Raw genomic sequence first — 21,578 nt, forward strand, 5'->3', positions numbered from 1 at the left:
GCGACTATGAAAGCCATAAAATTTTGCGCCGTGATCGGCCTTACGGCTCTACTGAGCACAGGATGCGAAAAAATATTACAGGAGAACCCCCAATCGCAGATTGTTCCTGCCTACTTCAACAGTCCGTCTGGGGTGCTGGGCGGTATTGCTGGTGTGTATAATGACATCCGGGGCCAGTGGGGCACCGAAGGATTCACCGTAGAAATGCAGGCTGGTACCGACGAGTTTATACAGGCTTCCAGTAGCGGAGGGGTGCCGCCCTATACCTATAACGGGCTGAATGGGAGTAATTTCGGGGCAGCCTGGGGAACGGCCTTTCAGGATATCAACACCATCAACGGCGTACTCAAATACGGCCAGACGATCGATCTGCCGGACGCTACCCGGAAACAATACCTGGCACAGGCCAAGTTTCTGCGGGCCTTCTGGTATTTTTATCTGGTGCAGACCTACGGAGATGTACCGCTCAGTACGGAATTCATTACAACACCCTCGCAGGCGGCCTCCCGCCAACCCGTAGCGCAGGTGTATGAGCTGATCCTTAAAGATTTGACCGAAGCGGCTGCCGATTTGCCTAACCAGCCTACAGCCCCGTTTTTAGGAAAAGCAGCCACCAAGCCCGTAGCTCAGTTGCTGTTGGCAAAAGCCTACCTGACCCGCGGCTGGCTGAATAATACGGCCGCTGATTTTACCCAGGCTGCTTCCATCTGTGCCGACATCATTGCCAACAAAGCTTCGTACGGTCTGGATTTATGGCAGGATTACGGCGATGCATTTGTCCCGGCCAACGACTACGGCAAAGAAACCATGTTTGTCAGCGATCACGTACTCGACCCGAAATATGGCTATTATAAGGTAGGCGCGGCCGAAGGGGGGGGCTTTGCCAATAATCTGTCGCCCTGGTTTACGAACTGGAATTACCCCAACTTCAGCGGCATCAACTCCTACAAAAGTGCTGCGGGCACGATTGTCAACAACGGCACGTCGCTGATGACCCGCGATTCACAATACGGTCGGCCCTACAGTCGCATGCGTCCCAATAGTTACAAATGGACCACTGGGGCCAATACCGGGAAAAATTATTTCCTGGATCAGGCCTTTACGAATCGGAGTGTCGATTCCCGGTTTATGAACTCGTTCTATACGGTTTATATTGCCAACATCTCCGTTACCAACACCGCTAATGCAGCCAATAACAGCCGGGGTATCGGTTACACCACAGTTGCGGGCGCGGATACGGCCGTTTGGATACCTGATTTTGAAGTAGCCGGAGCGCCACAGTTTGTCGGAACCCGTCCCTTCAAAGGAATTGTTGTTCCGCCCAGCTTATGGGACAATAACGTTTTCCCGGCGCTGAAGAAATTCATGGACCCTAGTCGGGGTGCTAACTTCAACGATCCATCGACCCGTCCCTGTGTGCTGTACCGCTTTGCCGATGTGTACCTGACGGGTGCCGAAGCGTACCTGAAGGCCGGCGATGCTACGAAAGCGGCTTCGCTGCTGAACGTGGTCAGACAACGGGCCGCATACCGAAAAACGAACACCGCTGCCCAGAATGCAGCTGCTGTTACGGCCATGACCATTACTCCGGCCGACGTAACGGTGGATTTTATTCTGGACGAGCGTAGCCGCGAACTCTTCGGCGAATGGCAACGGTGGCATGACCTGGTTCGTACGCGGTCGCTGGTCCGTCGTGTGAAAGCCTGGAATCCGGAAGCAGCTCCCTATATCCAGGATTTTCATATGCTGCGTCCTATTCCGCAAACGCAGCAAATCGATCGGGTGGTAGATGGGCCCAAGTTTCCGCAAAACCCTGGTTATTAGTCGATCAGGTTGCTTGCTGAGTCGCTTTTGACCACCGGTAGGGCCGGGCTACCGAAGCGGAGTTTTCGGTAGAAGCAGCTATCTGAATACTTATCAAAGTGTCCAGTTCCGGTAGCCTGGTCCTGCGTCGGATTAAAAGAAGTGAACACTACAAATTCCTATGAAGAAATACATTCTTGCCGTTGTTCTGATCACATGGTTTACCGGACTGTCAAACAGGGCGTTGGCGCAGGGTGCCACCCTGATCAATCCCATTCTGACCGGTTTTTACCCGGACCCCAGCATCGTGAAAGTCGGCCCGGATTATTACCTGGTCAACTCGACGTTTTCGTATTTCCCCGGTCTGCCGATTATGCACAGCAAAGACCTCAAAAATTGGCAGCAGATCGGTAATGTAATCGACCGTCCCGAACAGATGGACTTCATGGGTGAGCGCCTGACGCGGGGCCTTTTTGCTCCAGGTATTAGCTACTCGAAGGGAACCTATTACGTAACCTGCACTGACATCGACCATGATGGCAACTTTGTCGTGACGGCCAAAAATCCGGCTGGTCCCTGGAGCAATCCGGTGAAGCTTCCACAGGTACGCGGCATCGATCCGTCCATTTACTTTGACGAAGAGGCCGGCAAAGCGTACATCATCTACAATAGCGATGCCCCCGACCGGAAGCCGTTGTATTCGGGGCACCGGACCATCCGGATGTACGAATTCGATCCGGTGAAGCTGACCGTTGTTGGGGAAGAAAAACAACTGGTGAACGGGGGCGTCGATTTGTCTAAAAAGCCGGTCTGGATCGAGGGACCTCACATCCTGAAGCGGAACGGCTGGTACTACCTCTACGCAGCAGAGGGCGGTACGTCGGTTAATCACTCCGAAGTTGTGTTGCGCAGCAAAGATGTCTGGGGGCCTTACGTACCCTATGAAGGAAATCCGATCCTGACGCAGCGGGAGTTACCTGCCGACCGGAAAGACGCTATCACGTCGGCGGGTCATGCGCAGTTTGTGGAAGGGCCGGACGGAAAATGGTATTCGATTTTTCTGGCGGTACGTCCTTACGAAGGTGATTATTACAACACCGGTCGCGAAACCTTTATTGCGCCCCTGACCTGGAAAGACGACTGGCCGATGATCGAGCATGGCGAGAAGGCGATTGCGTATAGCTACCCAACGACCATCAAAGAAAGTAAACAGAAAGGTGCGTTGCCGCAGTCGGGTAATTTCGCCTACACGCTGACTTTTGACAAAGCACTTGACCCGTCCCTTCTGTTCATGCGTACCCACGATAAAAATTCGTATTCGCTGTCGAAGAAAGATGGGCTGACGCTCAAACTGAAGCCTGAAACCGTGATGGATATGGGCAATCCTGCCTTTATCGGGAAGCGCCAGCAGCACCTCAACAGCACCGCCGAAACGGAGCTGAGTTTTTCGCCTAAATCGGATAAAGAAAAAGCCGGTCTGGTGATCTTACAGGACGAAGGCCATTTCTATTTCCTGTGTAAATCGAAGGCGCAGGATAAAGAAGTGCTGCAACTCTACCAAAGCAAGCCCCGATCGAAGGAGATGGACTTGCTGACCGAGGTGCCGCTGGACGCTAAAGTGGGCAAAGTAGGCCTGCGTATTGCCTCGCAGGGCGATAGCTACCGTTTTCAGTACAGCACGGATGCAAAGAACTGGACCTTGCTGAAAGATAAAGTCGATGGCAAGTTCCTGAGTACCAAAGTTGCCGGGGGCTTTATCGGCTGTGTGTATGGCTTGTACGCTACGTCGTCGGGCGAGGCCAGTACCAATTCGGCTTCATTCCAGTACCTGAAATACCAGGGCGATGATCCGATGCTCAGACAGTAGACCATTTTGTCATCCCGACGAAGGAGGGACCTTCGCTAATAGCCGATTATTAAGGCTTCTACCCGAAGGTCCCTCCTTCGTCGGGATGACAAAAAATAAAGTATGTTCATTGACGATGAAGCTGTTAAGTATTCTGTCCTTATTATTGTTCAGCTTTCCGACGCTGGCACAGATGCAGTCGTTCCCGCTGCAGGAAGTCAGGCTGACGGGCGGGGCGTTTAAACAGGCGCAGGACGTCGACCTCAACTACATGCTGGCGCTCGATCCCGACAGGCTCCTGGCACCGTATCTGATCGATGCCGGGCTACCCCTAAAAGCCAATCGGTACGGCAATTGGGAGAGCTCGGGCCTGGATGGTCATATCGGTGGACATTATCTGTCGGCCCTGGCCATGATGTATGCCTCTACGGATAATCCTGAGGTGAAAAAACGCCTGGATTACATGATTTCTGAACTGGCCCGCTGTCAGGCCAAAAACGGCAATGGCTATGTAGGGGGCATTCCACAGGGCAAGCTCTTCTGGGAGCGTATCCATAAAGGCGATATCGACGGAAGCAGCTTCGGGCTGAATAACACGTGGGTACCGCTCTACAACATCCACAAGCTTTTCGCGGGCCTGCGTGATGCCTATGAATACGCAGATAACCAACAGGCTAAACAGGTATTGATCGGTCTGGGCGACTGGTTCATCGACCTCATCGCGCCCCTTTCCGACGATCAGATTCAGCAGGTGCTGCGTACCGAACACGGCGGCATCAACGAAACCTTTGCCGATCTGTACATCCTGACGAAAGACAAGAAATACCTCGAAACGGCGCAACGGATTTCCCACCGTGCGCTGCTGAATCCACTGCTCGAAAAACAGGACAAACTCACCGGGCTGCACGCCAACACCCAGATTCCAAAGGTGATTGGCTTTGAGAAAATAGCCACGCTTACGGGCAAATCCGACTGGTCGGACGCGGCTCAGTATTTCTGGCAGAATGTCTCGCAGACCCGTAGCGTGGCATTCGGGGGCAATAGTGTTCGGGAGCATTTCAACCCGACGAACGATTTCAGCCGGATGCTCCAGTCGAATCAGGGACCCGAAACCTGCAATTCGTACAACATGCTTCGGCTCAGCAAAGCGCTGTTTCTGGATAAGGCCGATCCTGGCTACCTGGATTTCTACGAACGGACGCTCTATAACCACATCCTGTCGACGCAGCACCCCGAGAAAGGCGGGTTCGTTTATTTCACGCCCATTCGGCCCAATCACTATCGGGTGTATTCGCAGCCCGAGACCAGCATGTGGTGCTGCGTAGGGTCGGGGCTGGAAAATCACACCAAATACGGCGAACTAATTTACAGTCACTCCGACAACGATCTGTTTGTCAACCTGTTTATTCCGTCTACGCTGAACTGGAAAGAAAAGAACGTTCAGCTGGTTCAGCAAACGGAGTTCCCATACCGAGACCAGGCTGAACTGGCGCTCAAACTGGCCAGACCGCAGACCTTCAGCCTGAACATCCGCTATCCGAAATGGGCCGATGGTGTTGAGATTCTGGTCAATGGGAAGCCGCAGTCAGTGACGAACAGCCCAGCCGCTTACGTAACCCTCCGCCGAAAATGGCAAACGGGCGATCGACTGACCGTCCGCTTCAGAACGTCGACGCATCTGGAATACCTGCCCGATGGGTCTAACTGGGCTGCTTTTGTGCATGGCCCGATCGTTCTGGCGGCTAAAACATCGACCCAAGACCTGACCGGGCTGTATGCCGACGATAGCCGAATGGGCCACGAAACGAAGGGGAAACTGTATCCGCTGACCAGTGCCTACGCGCTGGTAGGTGACCCGGCAACGTACCTGACCCGGCTAAAACCCGTTGAACCGCTTCGGTTCGGGCTGGATTCGCTGACGCTGCAGCCTTTTTATGAGGTCCACGATGCGCGCTATCAGATGTATTTTCAGACGTTTACACAAACCGCCTATAACGAACAAACCGCCCGGCTCAGACAGCAGGAAACAGAGGCTTTGGCGATCGAGGCAAAAACGGTCGATAAGGTCAATTGTGGTGAACAGCAGCCCGAAGTCGACCACGCTTATGCGGGCGAAAAAAGCGAATCGGGCTACGACGACGAGCAGTTCTGGAGACGTACCCGTTCGTTCATGTCGTATGAACTACAGAACAAAAATCAGGCGGGTAAATTTTTTGACATCAGTGCTTTAGATACCATCAATACAGAGGATATCACCTTCCTGCTCAACGGAAAGCCTGCTGATACAATCGTTCAGGAGGGCAAACGTATTCGACTGAAAGCGCCTAATGAGGAAACCGTTACGTTGAGAATCCTTACCCGGAACGGTAAAAACACACCCCGGTTTTCCCAAATCAGACTTGTAAGCCAATAAACACAAACGGATGCATTTCAGAATGATTAGAGCGAAAAATTTGTCGCTAACTTAAAAAGTGTCAATTTAACACTATTGAAAGAATCCGATTGGCCAGATCGATCTGGACCGACCCGCAAACGCGTAACAAAACCATCTAAACTCACTGCCTGAGTTTCACTCTATGAAAAAAACAATACAAAAAAGTTTCTGGCTGATTGCCACTGTCCTGATGAGTTATGCCGCTTCGGCGCAGTCTAATTTCAGCAGTAAAGTTATTGGAATAGGGGTGGTTGTCGCCGACCTTGAGCGCTCCCTGGACTTCTACGTGAATGGGATCGGTATGGTCAAAACGGGTAGCTTCACGATCAATGAAGACTTTGGCAAACGCTCGGGACTGACGAATGGCGTGGCGGTAGGGGTCACCATTCTGAAGCTCGAAAATAGCCCCGAAGCCACCGATTGGAAGCTGATGAGCTTTGGTAAAAAGGCGTCGCACCCAAAGCCGAAGTACATTCAGGATGATACGGGCATGCAGTACATCACGCTCAACGTGAAAGCCCTACGGCCCATCATCGACCGATTGACCCGGATGAAGGTACCGTTTCTGGGCAGTACGCCGACGCCCCTGAATGAAAAATCCCACTTTGTGTTTGTGCAGGATCCCGATGGGAATTTTATCGAACTGATCGGCCCACTGGAATAGCGTCAGAAAACGATGTAACCAACTGTTTGCATGAAGAGGGCACTTTTACGATTCGGACTATGGGGGATTGTCCTGCTGCTGATGCCATTCATCGCACCGGCGCAAACGGCGCACAACCCGATCATTTTCGCCGACGTTCCCGACCTGTCTATGATACGGGTGGGTAACACGTATTACATGAGCAGCACCACTATGCACATGAGTCCGGGGCTGCCCATCATGAAGTCGAAAGACCTGGTGAACTGGCAGTTGGTTAACTACGCGTACGACACCCTGGCCAGCGTCGATGCCCTGAATCTGACTAACGGCAAAAGCACCTACGGCCGGGGTTCGTGGGCCAGTAGCCTGCGTTTCCACAACGGTACGTATTACGTAAGCACGTTTGCCCAGACTACTGGTAAAACCTACATCTACACCACCAAAGACATTGAAAAAGGCCCCTGGAAAGAGGTTTCGTTTGGCCCGTCCTACCATGATCATTCCCTGTTTTTTGACGATGATGGGCGGGTCTATCTGATTTACGGCGCTGGCAAATTACGGCTGGTCGAACTGACAGCCGATGTTTCGGGCGTAAAACCCGGCACCACTGAGCAGGTCATCATCGAGAACGCCAGCACACCCTCGGGCACCGGCGGTGGCTTACCGGCCGAAGGCTCGCAACTGTTCAAGGTCAATGGAAAATACTATCTGTTCAACATCACCTGGCCACGTGGCGGTATGCGAACGGTGGTCATTCACCGGGCCGATAAGCTCACCGGTCCTTGGGAAGGTCGCATCGGTTTACAGGACCTCGGCGTGGCGCAGGGTGGCCTGATCGACACACCCGATGGAACATGGTACGCGTATCTGTTCCGCGATTTTGGGGGCGTAGGCCGCATTCCCTATCTGGTACCCGTCAAATGGGAAGACGGCTGGCCGGTAGTGGGTGTCAACGGAAAAGTACCCGAAACCCTCGATCTGCCTGCCAGCAACGGGTTGATACCCGGTATCGTGCATTCCGACGAATTTACCCGCAAGAAAGGCGAACGGGCATTGCCGCTGGTCTGGCAATGGAACCACAACCCCAACAACAGCCTCTGGTCTGTCAGCGAGCGGAAAGGCTATCTGCGGCTGAAGACCGGTCGAACCGATACGTCGTTTGTGATGGCCCGGAACACCCTCACCCAGCGAACCATCGGCCCCGAATCGGCAGGCGCTACCGCACTCGATGTATCGAATCTGAAGGATGGCGATTTCGCCGGGCTAAGCCTGCTGCAGAAGAATTATGGGCTGGTTGGCGTGAAGCGCGAGAACGGGCAAAATGCCATCGTCATGGTCAGTGCCAGGTCGGGCAAGCCAGTGGAGGTGCAGCGGGTTCCGCTCACCCAGAAGACGGTCTATCTGAAAGCCGAGTGTGACTTCAGGGATCGAAAAGACACTGCTCATTTCTTTTACAGCCTGGATGGCAAAGCCTGGACCGCCATCGGCGAACCACTGAAGATGCCCTACACTATCCCGCATTTTATGGGATATCGGTTCGGTCTGTTCAATTACGCCACTCAGCAGATAGGTGGTTTTGCCGATTTCGATTATTTCCGCATAAACGCTTCGATAAGCCATGAATAAGCCAGCACTACTTCTTAGCCTGATCCTGTTCTTCCTGGTTTTTTCAGCGAAGGCACAGGACAAAAAATTTTACATCTTCCTCTGCTTCGGCCAGTCAAACATGGAAGGAAACGCCAAAATTGAGCCGCAGGATACGGTGAATGTGAGCAGTCGATTCCAGGTAATGGAAGCGGTCGATTGCCCGGCGCTCAACCGAACAAAGGGGAACTGGTATACCGCTGTGCCACCCCTTTGCCGCTGCCGGACCGGACTAACGCCCGCCGATTATTTTGGCCGCGAACTGGTCGCCAATCTTCCTGAAAAGGTCCGGGTGGGCGTGATCAACGTAGCGATTGGTGGCTGCAAAATCGAGCTGTTCGACAAAGACCATTACGAGTCGTACGTTACGACGGTGCCGGGCTGGATGAAAAATTTCATTAAAGAATACGATGGAAAGCCGTACGCCCGACTGGTCGAGATGGCAAAGCTGGCCCAGAAAGACGGGGTCATCAAAGGCATTCTGCTGCATCAGGGCGAGTCGAATACGGGTGATACGCTATGGACTCAAAAGGTGAAAGTTGTTTACGATAACCTGATGCACGACCTGGATCTGAAACCCAAAAAAGTACCCCTGCTGGCGGGCGAGCTGGTCAATGCCGATCAGGATGGGAAATGTGCGAGCATGAACCGGATCATTGCCACACTCCCGCAAACCATCAAAAATGCACACGTGATTTCGTCGGCGGGCTGTACCGATTCAGCCGACAACCTGCATTTCAATGCGGCCGGATACCGGGAATTAGGGAAACGCTACGCCACCCAGATGCTGGCGTTACTCGGCTATAAACCGATTTCCGCCAACTAAACAGGTTATATTTTCTGTCATTTCGACGAAGGACAGAAATGAAAATAGTATAAAGATAAATCTGTTTATAATTTCTTGGAGATGAGTAGCTTATTCCGATATAGACAACGGGCGATAAAGGCCAGCTCTGCTCTTCTAAGCTTGCTGGTTGCCTGTCCGTTTGTCGTCAAATCGCAGGAAATTATCAGCCTGTATCCCGGCGCTGTGCCCAACGCGAAAGTCGCGAACGTTCAGGAAACGGGGGCGGCTACGGGCGTGTTTAAAGGCGTTACGAAACCCACGCTGGAAGTGTACCTGCCCGCCAAAGAAGTCGCTTCGGGGGCTGCTGTGGTCATCATTCCCGGCGGTGGTTACGGCGTTGTGGTATATCAGGGAGAAGGAGTCAATACAGCTAAGGAATTTGTCAAAAATGGAGTGGCGGCTTTTGTGCTGAAATACCGGTTGCCGAGTGATTCGATTATGGTCGATAAAACCATCGGGCCGTTGCAGGATGCCCAGCAGGCTATTAAACTGGTGCGCGAGAATGCGGCCAAATGGGGTATCGATGCCGGGAAAGTGGGAATTATGGGCTTCTCCGCGGGTGGGCATCTGGCCTCGACCGAAGCTACGCATTTCGAGAAAGCGCTGGTCGAAAACAGCAATAACACCAGCCTTCGCCCCGATTTTCAGATTCTGGTGTACCCGGTCATCAGTATGCAGGACAGCCTGACGCACCGCGATTCGCGCAACAATTTGCTGGGCAAAAATCCATCGAGAGCAACCATCGACCTGTACTCCAACGAGCGACAAATTACCCAAAATACCCCACCGGCTTACCTGACCCACGCGGCCGACGACAGACTGGTGGACGTCGATAACAGCATTGCTTACTTTGAGAAATTGAGGCATCAGAACATTGACGTGGAAATGCACCTCTACCCCAAAGGTGGGCATGGGTTTATCTTCCGGCAGCCGGGCTGGATGAACCCCCTGTTCGACTGGATGAAACGAAATAAATGGCTTACTAAATAAGCTCGACAATGCCTAAGGCCTTACTGCTTCGATTAGGTTTTTTTCTACTGACAGCGCTTGCTGGATTTGCGCAGCCAGCACCTCCCAAACCCGTTGGCCCGCTCCCCAGCGCAAATCAACTGCGTTGGCAAAAAATGGAATACTACGCCTTTATCCATTTCTCGATAAATACGTATACCGATATGGCCTGGGGCCTGGGTAATGAAGATCCGAAGTTGTTTAATCCTACCCAACTGGATTGTCGGCAATGGGCGCGCATCTGCAAAGAGGCCGGTATGAAAGGCATCATTTTTACGGCTAAACACCACAGTGGTTTTTGCCTCTGGCCCTCGAAATACACCGATTACTCCGTAAAAAATATCCCCTGGCGTAACGGAAAAGCCGACATCGTGCGGGACATGGCCAATGCCTGCAAAGAATACGGCTTGAAGTTCGGCGTGTACCTGTCGCCCTGGGACCGGAACCACGCCGACTATGGGAAACCCGCCTACATAACCTACTTCCGAAACCAGTTGCAGGAGCTGCTGACCAATTATGGAGACATTTTCGAGGTCTGGTTCGACGGCGCCAATGGCGGATCAGGCTATTATGGCGGAGCCAACGAAACCCGTAAAATCGACGCCAAAACATATTATGACTGGCCCACTACGTATAAGCTCGTCCGTAAACTCCAGCCCAACATCGTTATCTGGAATGACGGTGGTAATCGGGCCGACCTGCGCTGGGTAGGCACCGAAGCCGGATATGTAGGCGAAACAAACTGGAGTTTATTGAATGCAACCGGCGACGTGCCGGAGAAAATGCTACGGTACGGCGTCGAGAATGGCGATGTATGGGTGCCCGGTGAGGTAAACACATCGATTCGTCCCGAATGGTTTTACCACGAGCGGGAAGACAGCAAGGTTAAAACATTACCTCAACTGATGGATATCTATTACAATTCCATTGGTCGGAACGCCACGTTGCTGCTCAACTTTCCGATCATGCCCAACGGGCTGATCCACGAGAAGGACGAAAAAGCGGTACAGGGCTTTGCTAAAGCAGTTAAAGACGCCTTTGCGGTGAATCTGGCCAGAAATGCGCGCGCCACGGCCTCACACGTGCGGGAAAAAAGCGCGACGTATGAGGGCAGCAAAGCCATCGATGCCGATAAAGAGAGCTACTGGGCTACGGATGATGCCGTCCGCCAGGCATCGTTGGCCCTTGATTTTAAAAAGCCTACGGCTTTTAATCGGTTTCTGGTACAGGAGCCCATTCGGCTGGGGCAGCGAGTCAAAGCCTTTAGTGTAGAGGCATTTGTCGATGGAAACTGGAAAGAAATTGCCAGAGAAACGACGATTGGCTATAAGCGTATTCTGCGGTTTCCGACTGTAGAAGCTACCCAGCTCCGGCTGACGATTCTGGATGCCAAAGGCTCCCCGTTGATCTCGAATCTTGAAATCTACAACGCCCCCCTGATTCTGACGCCCCCGCTGATTACCCGCGATCAGGCTGGTGAGATTCACATCAGGCCCGGCGATGCCGAATCGGAGCTGTATTACACCCTCGACGGGAGTACGCCAACCGCAACCGCCAGCCATTACACGACTCCCGTAAAAACCGGCAGTGGCAAGATTGACATCAAGGCAATTGCTTACAATCCATACACGAGACAAAGCAGCATCGTCAGCGAGGAAAAATTCGATATAGCCCGCACCGCCTGGAAAATCATAAGTACTGACGCCAGGTCGGCCTATCAGGTTGTAGATGGCAATCCGGCCACGTCATGGCATCAGGCCAAAGGCCAAACGATGCCCGCAGACCTGGTTATCGATCTGGGTAAAGAAGAAAACCTGACCGGTTTTCGATACCTGCCTGCCCAAAACTGGTGGGAAGAAGCCAGCATCATTACTCACTACGAGTTTGACGTCTCGGTCGATAACAAAACCTGGAAACGAGTGAGTGAAGGCGAATTTTCAAACATTAAAAACAGCCCCTTCTGGCAAACCAAAACGTTCGAATCTACCAAAGCCCGGTACGTAAAATTGCGTGCGCTGAAAAATACGCAGGAGGGTTCGGCTTCGGGCTATGCCGAGGTTGACATGATTACCCAGTGACCGAGTTTTTGTCATCCCGACACCAGCAGGGATGACAAAAAGCAGTGAATCCTAAACCTTAATGAACGATGAACAGACCATTACTCCACCGAATAGGGCTTTTCTGGGCTTTATTCGGCCTATACCTGGGGGCAATAGCCCAACCGCCCCGTGGCCCGCTGGTTGTGTCGCCCCAGGTGAACGCCGATAAATCGGTTACGTTCCGCTACCTGGCCCCGCAGGCCAAAGAGGTCCGGCTGAGTGCGCAGTTTGAAAAAGCACCGCTGCCGATGACCAAAGATGCACAGGGCATCTGGAGCATAACGACCAGCCCCATCAAACCTGATATCTACCCCTACAGCTTCCAGGTCGATGGCATAACCGTCATGGACCCGGCCAACGTGGCGTTTTTCCCGAACGAACGGTTCAAGGCCAGCCTGGTCGACGTGCCCGGCGATACGCCCTTAATTCACGCTTTGAGAGACGTACCGCATGGTTCGGTCAACTACGAATACTACCCATCGCTGGAAGGAACGACGGGATCGCTGGTCGTGTATACCCCGCCGGGCTACGACAGCAATCCGGCGCAGAAATACCCGGTCTATTACCTCATCAGCGGCACAACCGATACCGAAGAGACCTTCTTTAAGGTCGGCAAAACCAACTGGATTCTGGATAATCTGATTGCGGAAGGGAAAGTCAAACCTATGATTGTCGTCATGCCGTACGGAAACATCGCAGCCCGGGTAGCCGAGCAGAAAGGGGGCGCCAAGCCCGCTGATCCGACCGTACGCGATGGCGACGATGCGGTCAAACGAGCCAATGATTTCGCAACCGATCTGGTGCGCAACGTCATTCCCTACACGGAGAAGGCGTACCGAGCCATTCCCAACCGCGATAACCGGGCCATCGGTGGGTTTTCGCGCGGGGGCGGGCAAACGCTCCGGACGGCTTTTGGCAACATGGATAAGTTTGCCTGGGTGTGTGCCTACAGTTCGTACCTGTCGCCCCAGGAAATGGAGAAAACCTTTCCGCAGATCGCTGGCAAGGCCAATGACACCAACAAGCAGTTGAAATTGCTCTGGGTGAGCGTAGGAAGCGACGATTTTCTCTACAAGGGTACAGTCGAATTCATGGATTACCTGAAAGCGAAGCAGGTGAACTACAAAAGCCTGATCACCGACGGCGGCCATACCTGGATGAACGTCAAGCACTACGTTGCCGAAACCACGCCTTTACTCTTCCGCTAACGTGAATTTTTGTCATCCCGAGGAACGAGGGATCTTCGGGTGGTACATAGGAGACTGCTACTACCGAAGGTCCCTCGTTCCTCGGGATGACAAAAAAATATAAAATAAAGCCCTTGCCATGAAACGTATCAACTACCTTTTATACGCCTATCTTTTTTCGGCGAGTACGCTGATGGCCCAGCAACGACCGCCAGCCATCAGTTCGCCCGACGTACACCCTGACCACAGCGTGACGTTCCGGTATTATTCGAAGAAAGCCAGCAAGGTAATGCTGAGCGGAGAGTTTCTGAAAGCACCCGTTGCCCTGACCAAGGATACGTCGGGCATCTGGAGTGTAACGGTGCCGCCGGTCAAGCCTGACATCTATCCCTATAGCTTCACCGTCGACAGCGTACAGCTTGCCGATCCGAACAACACCTACATCTTCGCCAACGAGCGCTTCAAGCGGAGCATTGTCGACATCCCCGGTGATCAGCCGCTGGTTCATTCGCTCCAGAACGTACCCCACGGGAAGATCAGCTACCGCTACTATAAGTCGGGTACGCTGGGTACTACGCGGCAGTTACTAGTGTACACGCCACCGGGATTCAATCCGGCAAGCAAAACGAAGTATCCGGTGCTGTACCTGATTCACGGCGGATCGGATACTGAAGAAACCTGGACCAAAGTGGGCCGTGCCAACCTGATTGCCGATAACCTGATTGCCCAGGGTAAAGCTAAACCAATGCTGATTGTGATGCCGTACGGCAATGTCCGCCCTGCGCCCATGCCCGACTTTACCAAAGACATGATAGCCGACATCGTTCCGTTCGTAGAGGCAAACTACCCAGTCCTGAAAGACAGCAAAAGCCGGGCGGTGGCCGGGTTTTCGGTGGGCGGTGGACAAACCCTGAACATCGGCCTGACCAACACCTATAAGTTTGCTTACATCTGTTCGTACGCCCCCTACACGGCCACCGAAGAGTTTCAGAAGAACTTTACCAACTGGACGCCGGATGCGGCCAAAATCAATAGCCAGCTGAAGTTATTCACCATCAGCGTAGGCACCGAGGATTTTCTGTACGAGCCGGTGAAAAAGAACATCGCTATGTTCGAAGAGAAGAAAATCCGGACGAAAAGCTACATCGTTCCCGGCGGTCATACCTGGATGAATTGCAAGCAATACCTGGCAACCACCCTCCAGGAGATCTTTAAGTGAGGATTGATTACAAAATACTTGATTATCAGTGTCTTATTGTCATCCCGACGATAGGAGGGATCTTCGGTAATTGGCGAAAAGTATCCTGATACCGAAGATCCCTCCTGCGTCGGGATGACAAAAAGGCGGACGGACAAAAACCGAGATGACAAAAAAATCCAGTAATATTTATCGTTTATCTAAACCCATAAACCAATGATTCGTAACTCGTTAGCAACCTTGTTTGCTGTGGCAGTCGTCAGTGCAAACTGTTTCTCGCAGGCCAGTCAACCGGCCATCGCGGAGGATTTTAAACCGTCTACCCTAAACCAGCCGGGGCAGGAGTACCCGCAGGTGAACTCGCAGGGCTACGCCCGTTTCCGGATAAAAGCCCCCAAAGCCGACAGTGTTCGGGTGAGCCTGGGGCTGGGCGGACGCGGAGGCACCATTCTCACCAAAGGGGAAGACGGTTTCTGGACCGGTACGACGGCCGGACCGATGGACGAAGGATTTCATTATTACAACGTAACGATCGACGGCGGGAAGTTCAACGATCCTGGTGCGATGAACTATTACGGGTCTATCCGGTGGGAGAGTGGAATTGAAATCCCGGCTCACGATCAGGCGTTCTACGCCCTGAAAGATGTTCCTCACGGGAATGTCCAGCAGGTTCTGTTTCCCTCCAAAAGCACCGGTACATCCCGCCGGGCCTTTGTCTATACGCCACCGGGCTACGACACCGATAAGTCGAAAAAATACCCGGTGCTCTACCTGCAGCATGGCTGGGGAGAAGATGAAACGGCCTGGAGCAACCAGGGGCACGCGAACCTGATCATGGACAATCTGATCGCCGAGGGGAAAATCAAGCCGTTTCTGATTGTGATGACTTACGGCATGACCAACGAAGTGAAATTTGGTAAGATACGGGAGTTTAAGATAGACCCCTTCCAAACGGTGCTGGTCGACGAACTGGTCCCGTACGTGGATGCTCATTTCCGCACGCTGACCAACCGCGACAACCGGGCCATGGCGGGCCTGTCGATGGGGGGTATGGAAACCAAAATGATTACCCTCAACAAGCCGGAGGTGTTTGGGTATTATGGCCTGCTCAGTGGGGGTGTCTATGCGCCCGAGGACCTCAAAGACAAGGCGAAACCAAAACTTGTTTTCCTGAGCTGCGGCAGTAAAGAACGGCCCGACGGCGTCAATAAGTCGGCTGCCGATCTGAAAGCTGCTGGCTACAATGCAGTTTCGTACGTTTCGGAAAATACAGCCCACGAATTTCTGACCTGGCGCCGTAGCCTGCACGAGATGGCCCCGATGTTGTTTAAGTAAGTTTTCTCGACAGGATTGACCGTCGGGCCTGTGTAAACTCTTAAAAATTTACATAAAGTGATTTTGTCATTCCGACGCAGGACCGGGCCGCCGGAGCGGGAATCTTCGGGTGAGCTAACAAAATACCCATTTAACGAAGATTCCCGCTCCGGTGGCCCGGTCCTGCGTCGGAATGACAAAAAAAGCTTTTGAACAGGTTCTGCTTAAGAAGTATCCTGTCAAGCCGAAGCGTCGGACCGGCTGTTCATCCTGTCAAAATATAAAAAACCTACTGATGATGTGTTCAATACAGACTCTATTGCCTGGTAAGGCTTGGTTGGTGCTCCTACTAACGATTGGCTGTCTGATGACGACTGAGCCAGCTTCGGCGCAAAAAAAGAAATCGGCTGGTCAGAACGGGGCTGCGGTTCAGTCTGGCAACTACCGAAACCTGTTTCGCGAAGCCGGTTATAAGCAGGCTGACATCGACGCGAAAGTGGCGAAGGCGTACCACGACGTTTTTGAGGGATCGAACAAAGTCTACTTCGAGGTGGGCGATACGATGGCGTATGTGTCGGACGTCAAAAACAAAGATGCCCGAACGGAAGGGCTTTCGTATGGCATGATGGTGGCGGTGCAGCTCGATAAGAAAGACGTGTTCGACCGGATCTGGCGCTGGTCGAAAAAATACCTGCAACACCAGAGCGGCCCCCGCGAGGCTTATTTTGCCTGGAGCATCAATCCGCAAACGATGAAGAAAAATGCCGAAGGATCAGCTTCGGATGGCGAACTGTATTACATCACCAGCCTGCTGTTTGCAGCCAACAAATGGGGCAACAACACGGGCATTCACTATTATAACGAAGCCCGGCGCATTCTGGATGCGATGTGGAAAAAAGACGGAACGGGCAACATTTATAACCTCATTAACACCGACGCCAAACAGATATCGTTTGTGCCCGAAGGGGCCAATTATAAATGGACCGACCCATCGTATCACCTGCCGGCCTTTTACGAAGTCTGGGCTACCTACGCCAAAGACGGACACGAGCAGTTTTACCGGGAATGCGCCGATACGTCGCGGGTTTTCCTGCACCGGGCCTGCCATCCGGTCACGGGTCTGAATGCCGATTATACGGAATTCAGCGGTAAACCGCACGATACCCGCTGGTCGCCGTCGGCTTTTCGGTACGATTCCTGGCGGGTGCCCATGAACATCGCGATGGACTACACCTGGTATGGCAAAGACAAAGCCTGGCAGGAAGATTACGCCGGCCGATTTCAGAATTTCCTGCGCTCCAAAGGCATCGATACGTTCGAGGATCAGTTCAACCTGGATGGTTCCCGCCCGGAATTTATTCTCCAGGCCGGACCCGTGAAGAAACTCCGTCACTCCATTGGTCTGGTGTCTACATCGGCTACGCTGTCGCTCGTTAACAAGGAAAAGAACAGCCTCGATTTTGTGCATGCGTTGTGGAACGCTAAACTGGAACCTTTCGATGATGGCTATTTCGACCCGTATTACGATGGGCTGATGTACCTGTTTGGCCTGATGCACCTGAGCGGTAAGTACCATATCATCAACCCGCAGACTCATTAATTGATAAAATAAGACTATTTTTTTTCATTCCGACGATAGGAGGAATCTTCGGTAATAGCTAAAAAATATCCTCATCCGAAGATTCCTCCTATCGTCGGAATGACAAAAACCTTGTTACGCCTAAATCCTGTATCATGAAAAAACGAATCGCTTTACTGCTGAGTGCGGTGGTGCTGAGCCTTGGGGCGCAGGCCCAGACCGCTGGCGTTCCGGCGCCGACTAATATTCCGGGGCAGAAATACCCGCAACTACTGCCCGACAACCGCGTCGCGTTTCGGGTCAAAGCCCCGGATGCCCAGAAAGTGCAGATGGATTTGGGTAAAAAATACGATATGGTGAAAGACACCAGTGGTTTCTGGACTGTAACAACCGACCCCATTCCTGAAGGATTTCACTACTACTCACTGGTTGTTGACGGGGTTCCGCTTTGCGACCCGTCGAGTCAGACATTCTACGGCATGGGCCGGATGGCGAGCGGCATCGACATTCCGGACAAGGATATGGCCTATTACCAGGCCCAGAACGTCCCGCATGGCCAGGTCCGTTCGGTTAATTACTATTCCGACATGACCAAAGCGTGGCGCCGGGCCAACGTCTACACGCCCCCCGGCTACGACGAGAATCCGAAAAAACGGTATCCGGTGCTGTATCTGCAACATGGTGCGGGCGAAGACGAAACCGGCTGGCCAAACCAGGGCAAAATGGATTTTATTCTGGATAACCTGATTGCGGAGGGGAAGGCAACTCCCATGATCGTGGTGATGGAGCGGGGCTACGCCACCGACCCCACCAGACCCGTCAGTACGTCCGGCAGCGGACCCGGCAATATGACCAGCAATGTTTTCCCGGAGGTGCTGGTCAAAGAAGTCATTCCGATGATTGATAAATCGTTCCGCACGCTGACGGATCGCAACAACCGGGCCATGGCGGGGCTGTCGATGGGGGGCTTCCAGACATTTCAGACTACGATGACCAACCTCGACAAATTTGCGTACATCGGCGGCTTCAGCGGAGCGGGTCGAATGCAGCCCGGCAGTGATATCAAGCAACTCTACGACGGGGCATGGGCCGATCCGGACGCGTTCAATAAAAAAATGAAAGTGGTTTACGTAAGTATCGGTACCAAAGAGCCGGAACGGATGTACACGGGCGTAAAGGGATTCCACGAAGCCCTGGAAAAGCAGGCATTCGGCACGTGTATTACGAGTCGCCGGGTACGTCGCACGAGTGGCAAACCTGGCGACGGTCACTGAAGCAGTACGCCGGTTTAATTTTCAAAAACTAACTTTTTTTGTCATTCCGACGCCAGGAGGAATCTTCGGATGAGGGTATTTTTCGGCTATTCCCGAAGATTCCTCCTGGCGTCGGAATGATAAAAAAACTCAACAAAAGAATTGGCACTAATCAAAAAAACGACACACACGAATGAAGCGATTTATATACGTACTGGTTACCGTAGGTTTGCTCGGCGCCAGCACCTACGCCCAGACCATTGAGAAGGAAGCCCCTACCGGATTCGACCAGGTGCGCACGGGCATTGCCACGGGGAAGCTGGATTCGATTCAGTACGTGTCGAAAACCGTAGGCACTACCCGGAAAGCGTTGATCTATACGCCACCGGGCTATTCCAAAAAGAAAAAATATCCGGTTCTGTATCTGCTGCACGGCATCGGGGGCGACGAAAAAGAATGGCTCCGGGGAGGCCAGCCACAGGTCATTCTGAACAATCTGTACGCCGACAAAAAACTGGAGCCCATGATTGTGGTGATGCCCAACGGGCGAGCCATGAAAGACGACCGGGCTACGGGAAATATCATGGCGCCCGACAAGGTTCAGGCCTTTGCGACCTTCGAGAAGGATTTGCTGACGGACCTGATTCCCTACATCGAAAAAAACTATTCGACGCTGACCGACCGGGAGCACCGCGCCATTGCGGGGCTGTCGATGGGGGGCGGGCAATCGCTGAACTTTGGGCTGGGTAATCTGGACAAATTCGCCTGGGTCGGTGGGTTTTCGTCAGCACCCAATACGAAACGTCCCGAAGAGCTGGTACCCAACCCGGAAGAAGCCAAAAAGAAACTCAAGCTGCTCTGGATCTCGTGCGGAGACAACGATGGACTGATCGGCTTCAGCAAACGCACCCATGACTATCTCTACCAGAACAACGTACCCCACATCTACTACGTTGAGCCGGGCGTCCATGACTTCAAAGTCTGGAAAAACGGGTTGTATATGTTCTCCCAATTCCTGTTCAAGCCGGTCGATGCCTCCACGTTGACAAAATACACGGTGCTTGGGTCGTCAGCATCGACCAATGTCCGTTCGGCCAGATACCCGCAGATTCTGCCTGATAACCGGGTCGTCTTTCGGGTCAAAGCGCCCGATGCGCAGAAAGTGCAGATCGACCTGGGCAAGAAGTACGACATGGCGAAAGATACGGCCGGATTCTGGAGCGTGACGACCGATTCAGTCAGTCGTGGTTTTCACTACTACTCCCTGCTGATCGATGGGGTACCCGTGGCCGATCCGGCGAGTGAATCGTTCTACGGCATGAGCCGCATGGCCAGCGGTATCGAAATTCCGGACAAAGACGGCGCCTACTACGCGATGAAGGACGTTCCACACGGCGACATTCGCATCAAACGCTACCTGTCGAAAGCCACGAATTCCTGGCGCGAAATGTACGTCTATACACCACCCGGCTACGACAAATCGAACTCAACATACCCGGTGCTGTATTTGCTGCACGGTGGGGGAGAGGACCAGCGGGGATGGGCCACACAGGGCAAAACGGACCTGATTCTGGATAACCTGATAGCCGCAGGAAAGGCGAAACCCATGCTGATCGTGATGCTCGACGGCAACGTGAGCAACGGGGGGCTGGCGGGCTTCAACGAGAACGCGCTGCGGGCTTTCGAAAACGAACTCAAACTGGGCGCGATTCCCTTTGTCGAAAGCAATTTCCGGGTCGAGACCGACGCGAAAAACCGGGCACTCGCCGGGCTGTCGTTGGGTGGTTTGCAGACGTTGTACGCGGGCATCAAAAATACCGGTCTGTTTTCGTCGCTCGGGGTCTTCAGCTCGGGCTGGTTTGCCAACAATCCCAAGTTGTCCGATCCGCAATATGCCTTCATGAAAGAGAACGTCAGCACCATCAACGGTAATCTGAAAAATCTCTGGATTTCGATGGGCGGTAAGGAAGACATCGCCTACCAGAACTGTCAGATCATGATGAAGAAGTTCGACGAGATGGGCGTCAAATATCAGTACAGCGAGTATGCGGGTGGGCATACCTGGCCCGTCTGGCGGCACGATCTATTCGGATTTTCACAATTACTTTTTAAATAAATGGTTAACTAAACCCCGATTTTTCACCATGAAAACGTTACTTTTTTCTTTATTCCTGGCAATTATCAGCCTGACGGCATTTGCTCAGAACCCGATTGATGGCAGCTGGAAAGGTAGCCGGGAAACACCAAACGGCACGTTTGAGGTCAACTATACTTTTAAGGTAGAAGGCAATAAATTGACAGGAACCTGGAAAACCCAATTTGGCGAATCACCCATACAGGAAGGTACTGTCGATGGCAAGAAGATCTCGTACACTATCTCCTTCAATGACCGTAAAATGAGTTATACGGGCGAATTGGTGTCTGACAAAGAGCTAGTTGTGAAAAGTGAGCGGGGTGAGATGAAGCTTGCCAAACAGTAAGGTTTGCTTTACCAGCGTTTTTTGTCATCCCGACGGCAGGAGAGATCTTTGGAGACTAGACTATAGTGCCTTCCCGAAGATCCCTCCTGCCGTCGGGATGACAAAAAGTTCGTCTGTTTAAATGCTCCACTGTAAAGAAAATAGCTCAGCTCGAAACGCAATCCGTTATGCTATCAAACAAATCCATCACTTCCCTGAGTACGGCGCTCTTGTTGCTGGCGAGCGCCACTACGGAGCACGGTA

At 52.7% G+C, this 21,578-nt stretch carries 15 protein-coding genes; all 15 read left to right on the forward strand.

Annotated elements, in window-relative coordinates; genetic code table 11:
* The first annotated feature begins 6 nt into the window (after positions 1-6).
* On the forward strand, positions 7-1,824 hold the full coding sequence (locus tag ACYVC2_RS17010; protein WP_461103835.1) for a RagB/SusD family nutrient uptake outer membrane protein: 1,818 nt from the start codon (positions 7-9) through the stop codon (positions 1,822-1,824).
* A 160-nt stretch (positions 1,825-1,984) separates the two neighbouring features.
* Complete coding sequence (locus tag ACYVC2_RS17015; protein ID WP_461103837.1) at positions 1,985-3,670, forward strand: glycoside hydrolase family 43 protein; 1,686 nt, start codon at positions 1,985-1,987, stop codon at positions 3,668-3,670.
* Between the two features lie 115 nt (positions 3,671-3,785).
* Positions 3,786-6,062: a glycoside hydrolase family 127 protein gene (locus ACYVC2_RS17020; protein WP_461103839.1), complete on the forward strand. Its 2,277-nt coding sequence runs from the start codon at positions 3,786-3,788 to the stop codon at positions 6,060-6,062.
* Between the two features lie 163 nt (positions 6,063-6,225).
* Complete coding sequence (locus tag ACYVC2_RS17025) at positions 6,226-6,747, forward strand: VOC family protein (RefSeq protein ID WP_461103841.1); 522 nt, start codon at positions 6,226-6,228, stop codon at positions 6,745-6,747.
* Between the two features lie 30 nt (positions 6,748-6,777).
* Entirely contained in the window at positions 6,778-8,352 is a 1,575-nt protein-coding gene (locus ACYVC2_RS17030) for a glycoside hydrolase family 43 protein (RefSeq protein ID WP_461103843.1), read from the forward strand.
* Entirely contained in the window at positions 8,345-9,196 is an 852-nt protein-coding gene (locus ACYVC2_RS17035) for a sialate O-acetylesterase (protein WP_461103845.1), read from the forward strand. Before ACYVC2_RS17030 ends, ACYVC2_RS17035 begins: the two co-directional genes overlap by 8 nt.
* A gap of 81 nt (positions 9,197-9,277) precedes the next feature.
* Entirely contained in the window at positions 9,278-10,207 is a 930-nt protein-coding gene (locus ACYVC2_RS17040; protein WP_461103847.1) for an alpha/beta hydrolase, read from the forward strand.
* An 8-nt stretch (positions 10,208-10,215) separates the two neighbouring features.
* A complete protein-coding gene (locus ACYVC2_RS17045; protein WP_461103849.1) occupies positions 10,216-12,303 on the forward strand; it encodes an alpha-L-fucosidase in 2,088 nt (695 codons plus the stop codon).
* 68 nt (positions 12,304-12,371) lie between these two features.
* Positions 12,372-13,532 carry an alpha/beta hydrolase-fold protein gene (locus tag ACYVC2_RS17050; RefSeq protein WP_461103851.1) on the forward strand — a complete coding sequence of 387 codons (1,161 nt, stop codon included), beginning with the start codon at positions 12,372-12,374 and terminating at the stop codon, positions 13,530-13,532.
* 118 nt (positions 13,533-13,650) lie between these two features.
* The gene (locus ACYVC2_RS17055) at positions 13,651-14,730 is read left to right on the forward strand and encodes an alpha/beta hydrolase (protein ID WP_461103853.1); all 1,080 of its coding nucleotides are present in this window, start codon (positions 13,651-13,653) and stop codon (positions 14,728-14,730) included.
* Positions 14,731-14,925: 195 nt separating this feature from the next.
* The gene (locus ACYVC2_RS17060; protein WP_461103855.1) at positions 14,926-16,044 is read left to right on the forward strand and encodes an alpha/beta hydrolase-fold protein; all 1,119 of its coding nucleotides are present in this window, start codon (positions 14,926-14,928) and stop codon (positions 16,042-16,044) included.
* A gap of 346 nt (positions 16,045-16,390) precedes the next feature.
* On the forward strand, positions 16,391-17,623 hold the full coding sequence (locus ACYVC2_RS17065; protein ID WP_461103857.1) for a glycosyl hydrolase family 8: 1,233 nt from the start codon (positions 16,391-16,393) through the stop codon (positions 17,621-17,623).
* A gap of 134 nt (positions 17,624-17,757) precedes the next feature.
* A complete protein-coding gene (locus ACYVC2_RS17070) occupies positions 17,758-18,876 on the forward strand; it encodes an alpha/beta hydrolase-fold protein (protein ID WP_461103859.1) in 1,119 nt (372 codons plus the stop codon).
* Between the two features lie 172 nt (positions 18,877-19,048).
* Positions 19,049-20,971: an alpha/beta hydrolase-fold protein gene (locus ACYVC2_RS17075; RefSeq protein WP_461103861.1), complete on the forward strand. Its 1,923-nt coding sequence runs from the start codon at positions 19,049-19,051 to the stop codon at positions 20,969-20,971.
* A 28-nt stretch (positions 20,972-20,999) separates the two neighbouring features.
* Positions 21,000-21,335 carry a hypothetical protein gene (locus tag ACYVC2_RS17080; RefSeq protein WP_461103863.1) on the forward strand — a complete coding sequence of 112 codons (336 nt, stop codon included), beginning with the start codon at positions 21,000-21,002 and terminating at the stop codon, positions 21,333-21,335.
* The last annotated feature ends 243 nt before the right edge of the window (positions 21,336-21,578 follow it).

The sequence above is a fragment of the Spirosoma koreense genome, assembly GCF_054777875.1.

Excerpts from the sequence above, each read along its gene's own strand:
- ACYVC2_RS17010 (WP_461103835.1), top strand. The coding sequence starts at position 7 with ATGAAAGCCATAAAATTTTGCGCCGTGATCGGCCTTACGGCTCTACTG.
- ACYVC2_RS17015 (WP_461103837.1), top strand. The coding sequence starts at position 1,985 with ATGAAGAAATACATTCTTGCCGTTGTTCTGATCACATGGTTTACCGGA.
- ACYVC2_RS17020 (WP_461103839.1), top strand. The coding sequence starts at position 3,786 with ATGAAGCTGTTAAGTATTCTGTCCTTATTATTGTTCAGCTTTCCGACG.
- ACYVC2_RS17025 (WP_461103841.1), top strand. The coding sequence starts at position 6,226 with ATGAAAAAAACAATACAAAAAAGTTTCTGGCTGATTGCCACTGTCCTG.
- ACYVC2_RS17030 (WP_461103843.1), top strand. The coding sequence starts at position 6,778 with ATGAAGAGGGCACTTTTACGATTCGGACTATGGGGGATTGTCCTGCTG.
- ACYVC2_RS17035 (WP_461103845.1), top strand. The coding sequence starts at position 8,345 with ATGAATAAGCCAGCACTACTTCTTAGCCTGATCCTGTTCTTCCTGGTT.
- ACYVC2_RS17040 (WP_461103847.1), top strand. The coding sequence starts at position 9,278 with ATGAGTAGCTTATTCCGATATAGACAACGGGCGATAAAGGCCAGCTCT.
- ACYVC2_RS17045 (WP_461103849.1), top strand. The coding sequence starts at position 10,216 with ATGCCTAAGGCCTTACTGCTTCGATTAGGTTTTTTTCTACTGACAGCG.
- ACYVC2_RS17050 (WP_461103851.1), top strand. The coding sequence starts at position 12,372 with ATGAACAGACCATTACTCCACCGAATAGGGCTTTTCTGGGCTTTATTC.
- ACYVC2_RS17055 (WP_461103853.1), top strand. The coding sequence starts at position 13,651 with ATGAAACGTATCAACTACCTTTTATACGCCTATCTTTTTTCGGCGAGT.
- ACYVC2_RS17060 (WP_461103855.1), top strand. The coding sequence starts at position 14,926 with ATGATTCGTAACTCGTTAGCAACCTTGTTTGCTGTGGCAGTCGTCAGT.
- ACYVC2_RS17065 (WP_461103857.1), top strand. The coding sequence starts at position 16,391 with ATGACGACTGAGCCAGCTTCGGCGCAAAAAAAGAAATCGGCTGGTCAG.
- ACYVC2_RS17070 (WP_461103859.1), top strand. The coding sequence starts at position 17,758 with ATGAAAAAACGAATCGCTTTACTGCTGAGTGCGGTGGTGCTGAGCCTT.
- ACYVC2_RS17075 (WP_461103861.1), top strand. The coding sequence starts at position 19,049 with ATGAAGCGATTTATATACGTACTGGTTACCGTAGGTTTGCTCGGCGCC.
- ACYVC2_RS17080 (WP_461103863.1), top strand. The coding sequence starts at position 21,000 with ATGAAAACGTTACTTTTTTCTTTATTCCTGGCAATTATCAGCCTGACG.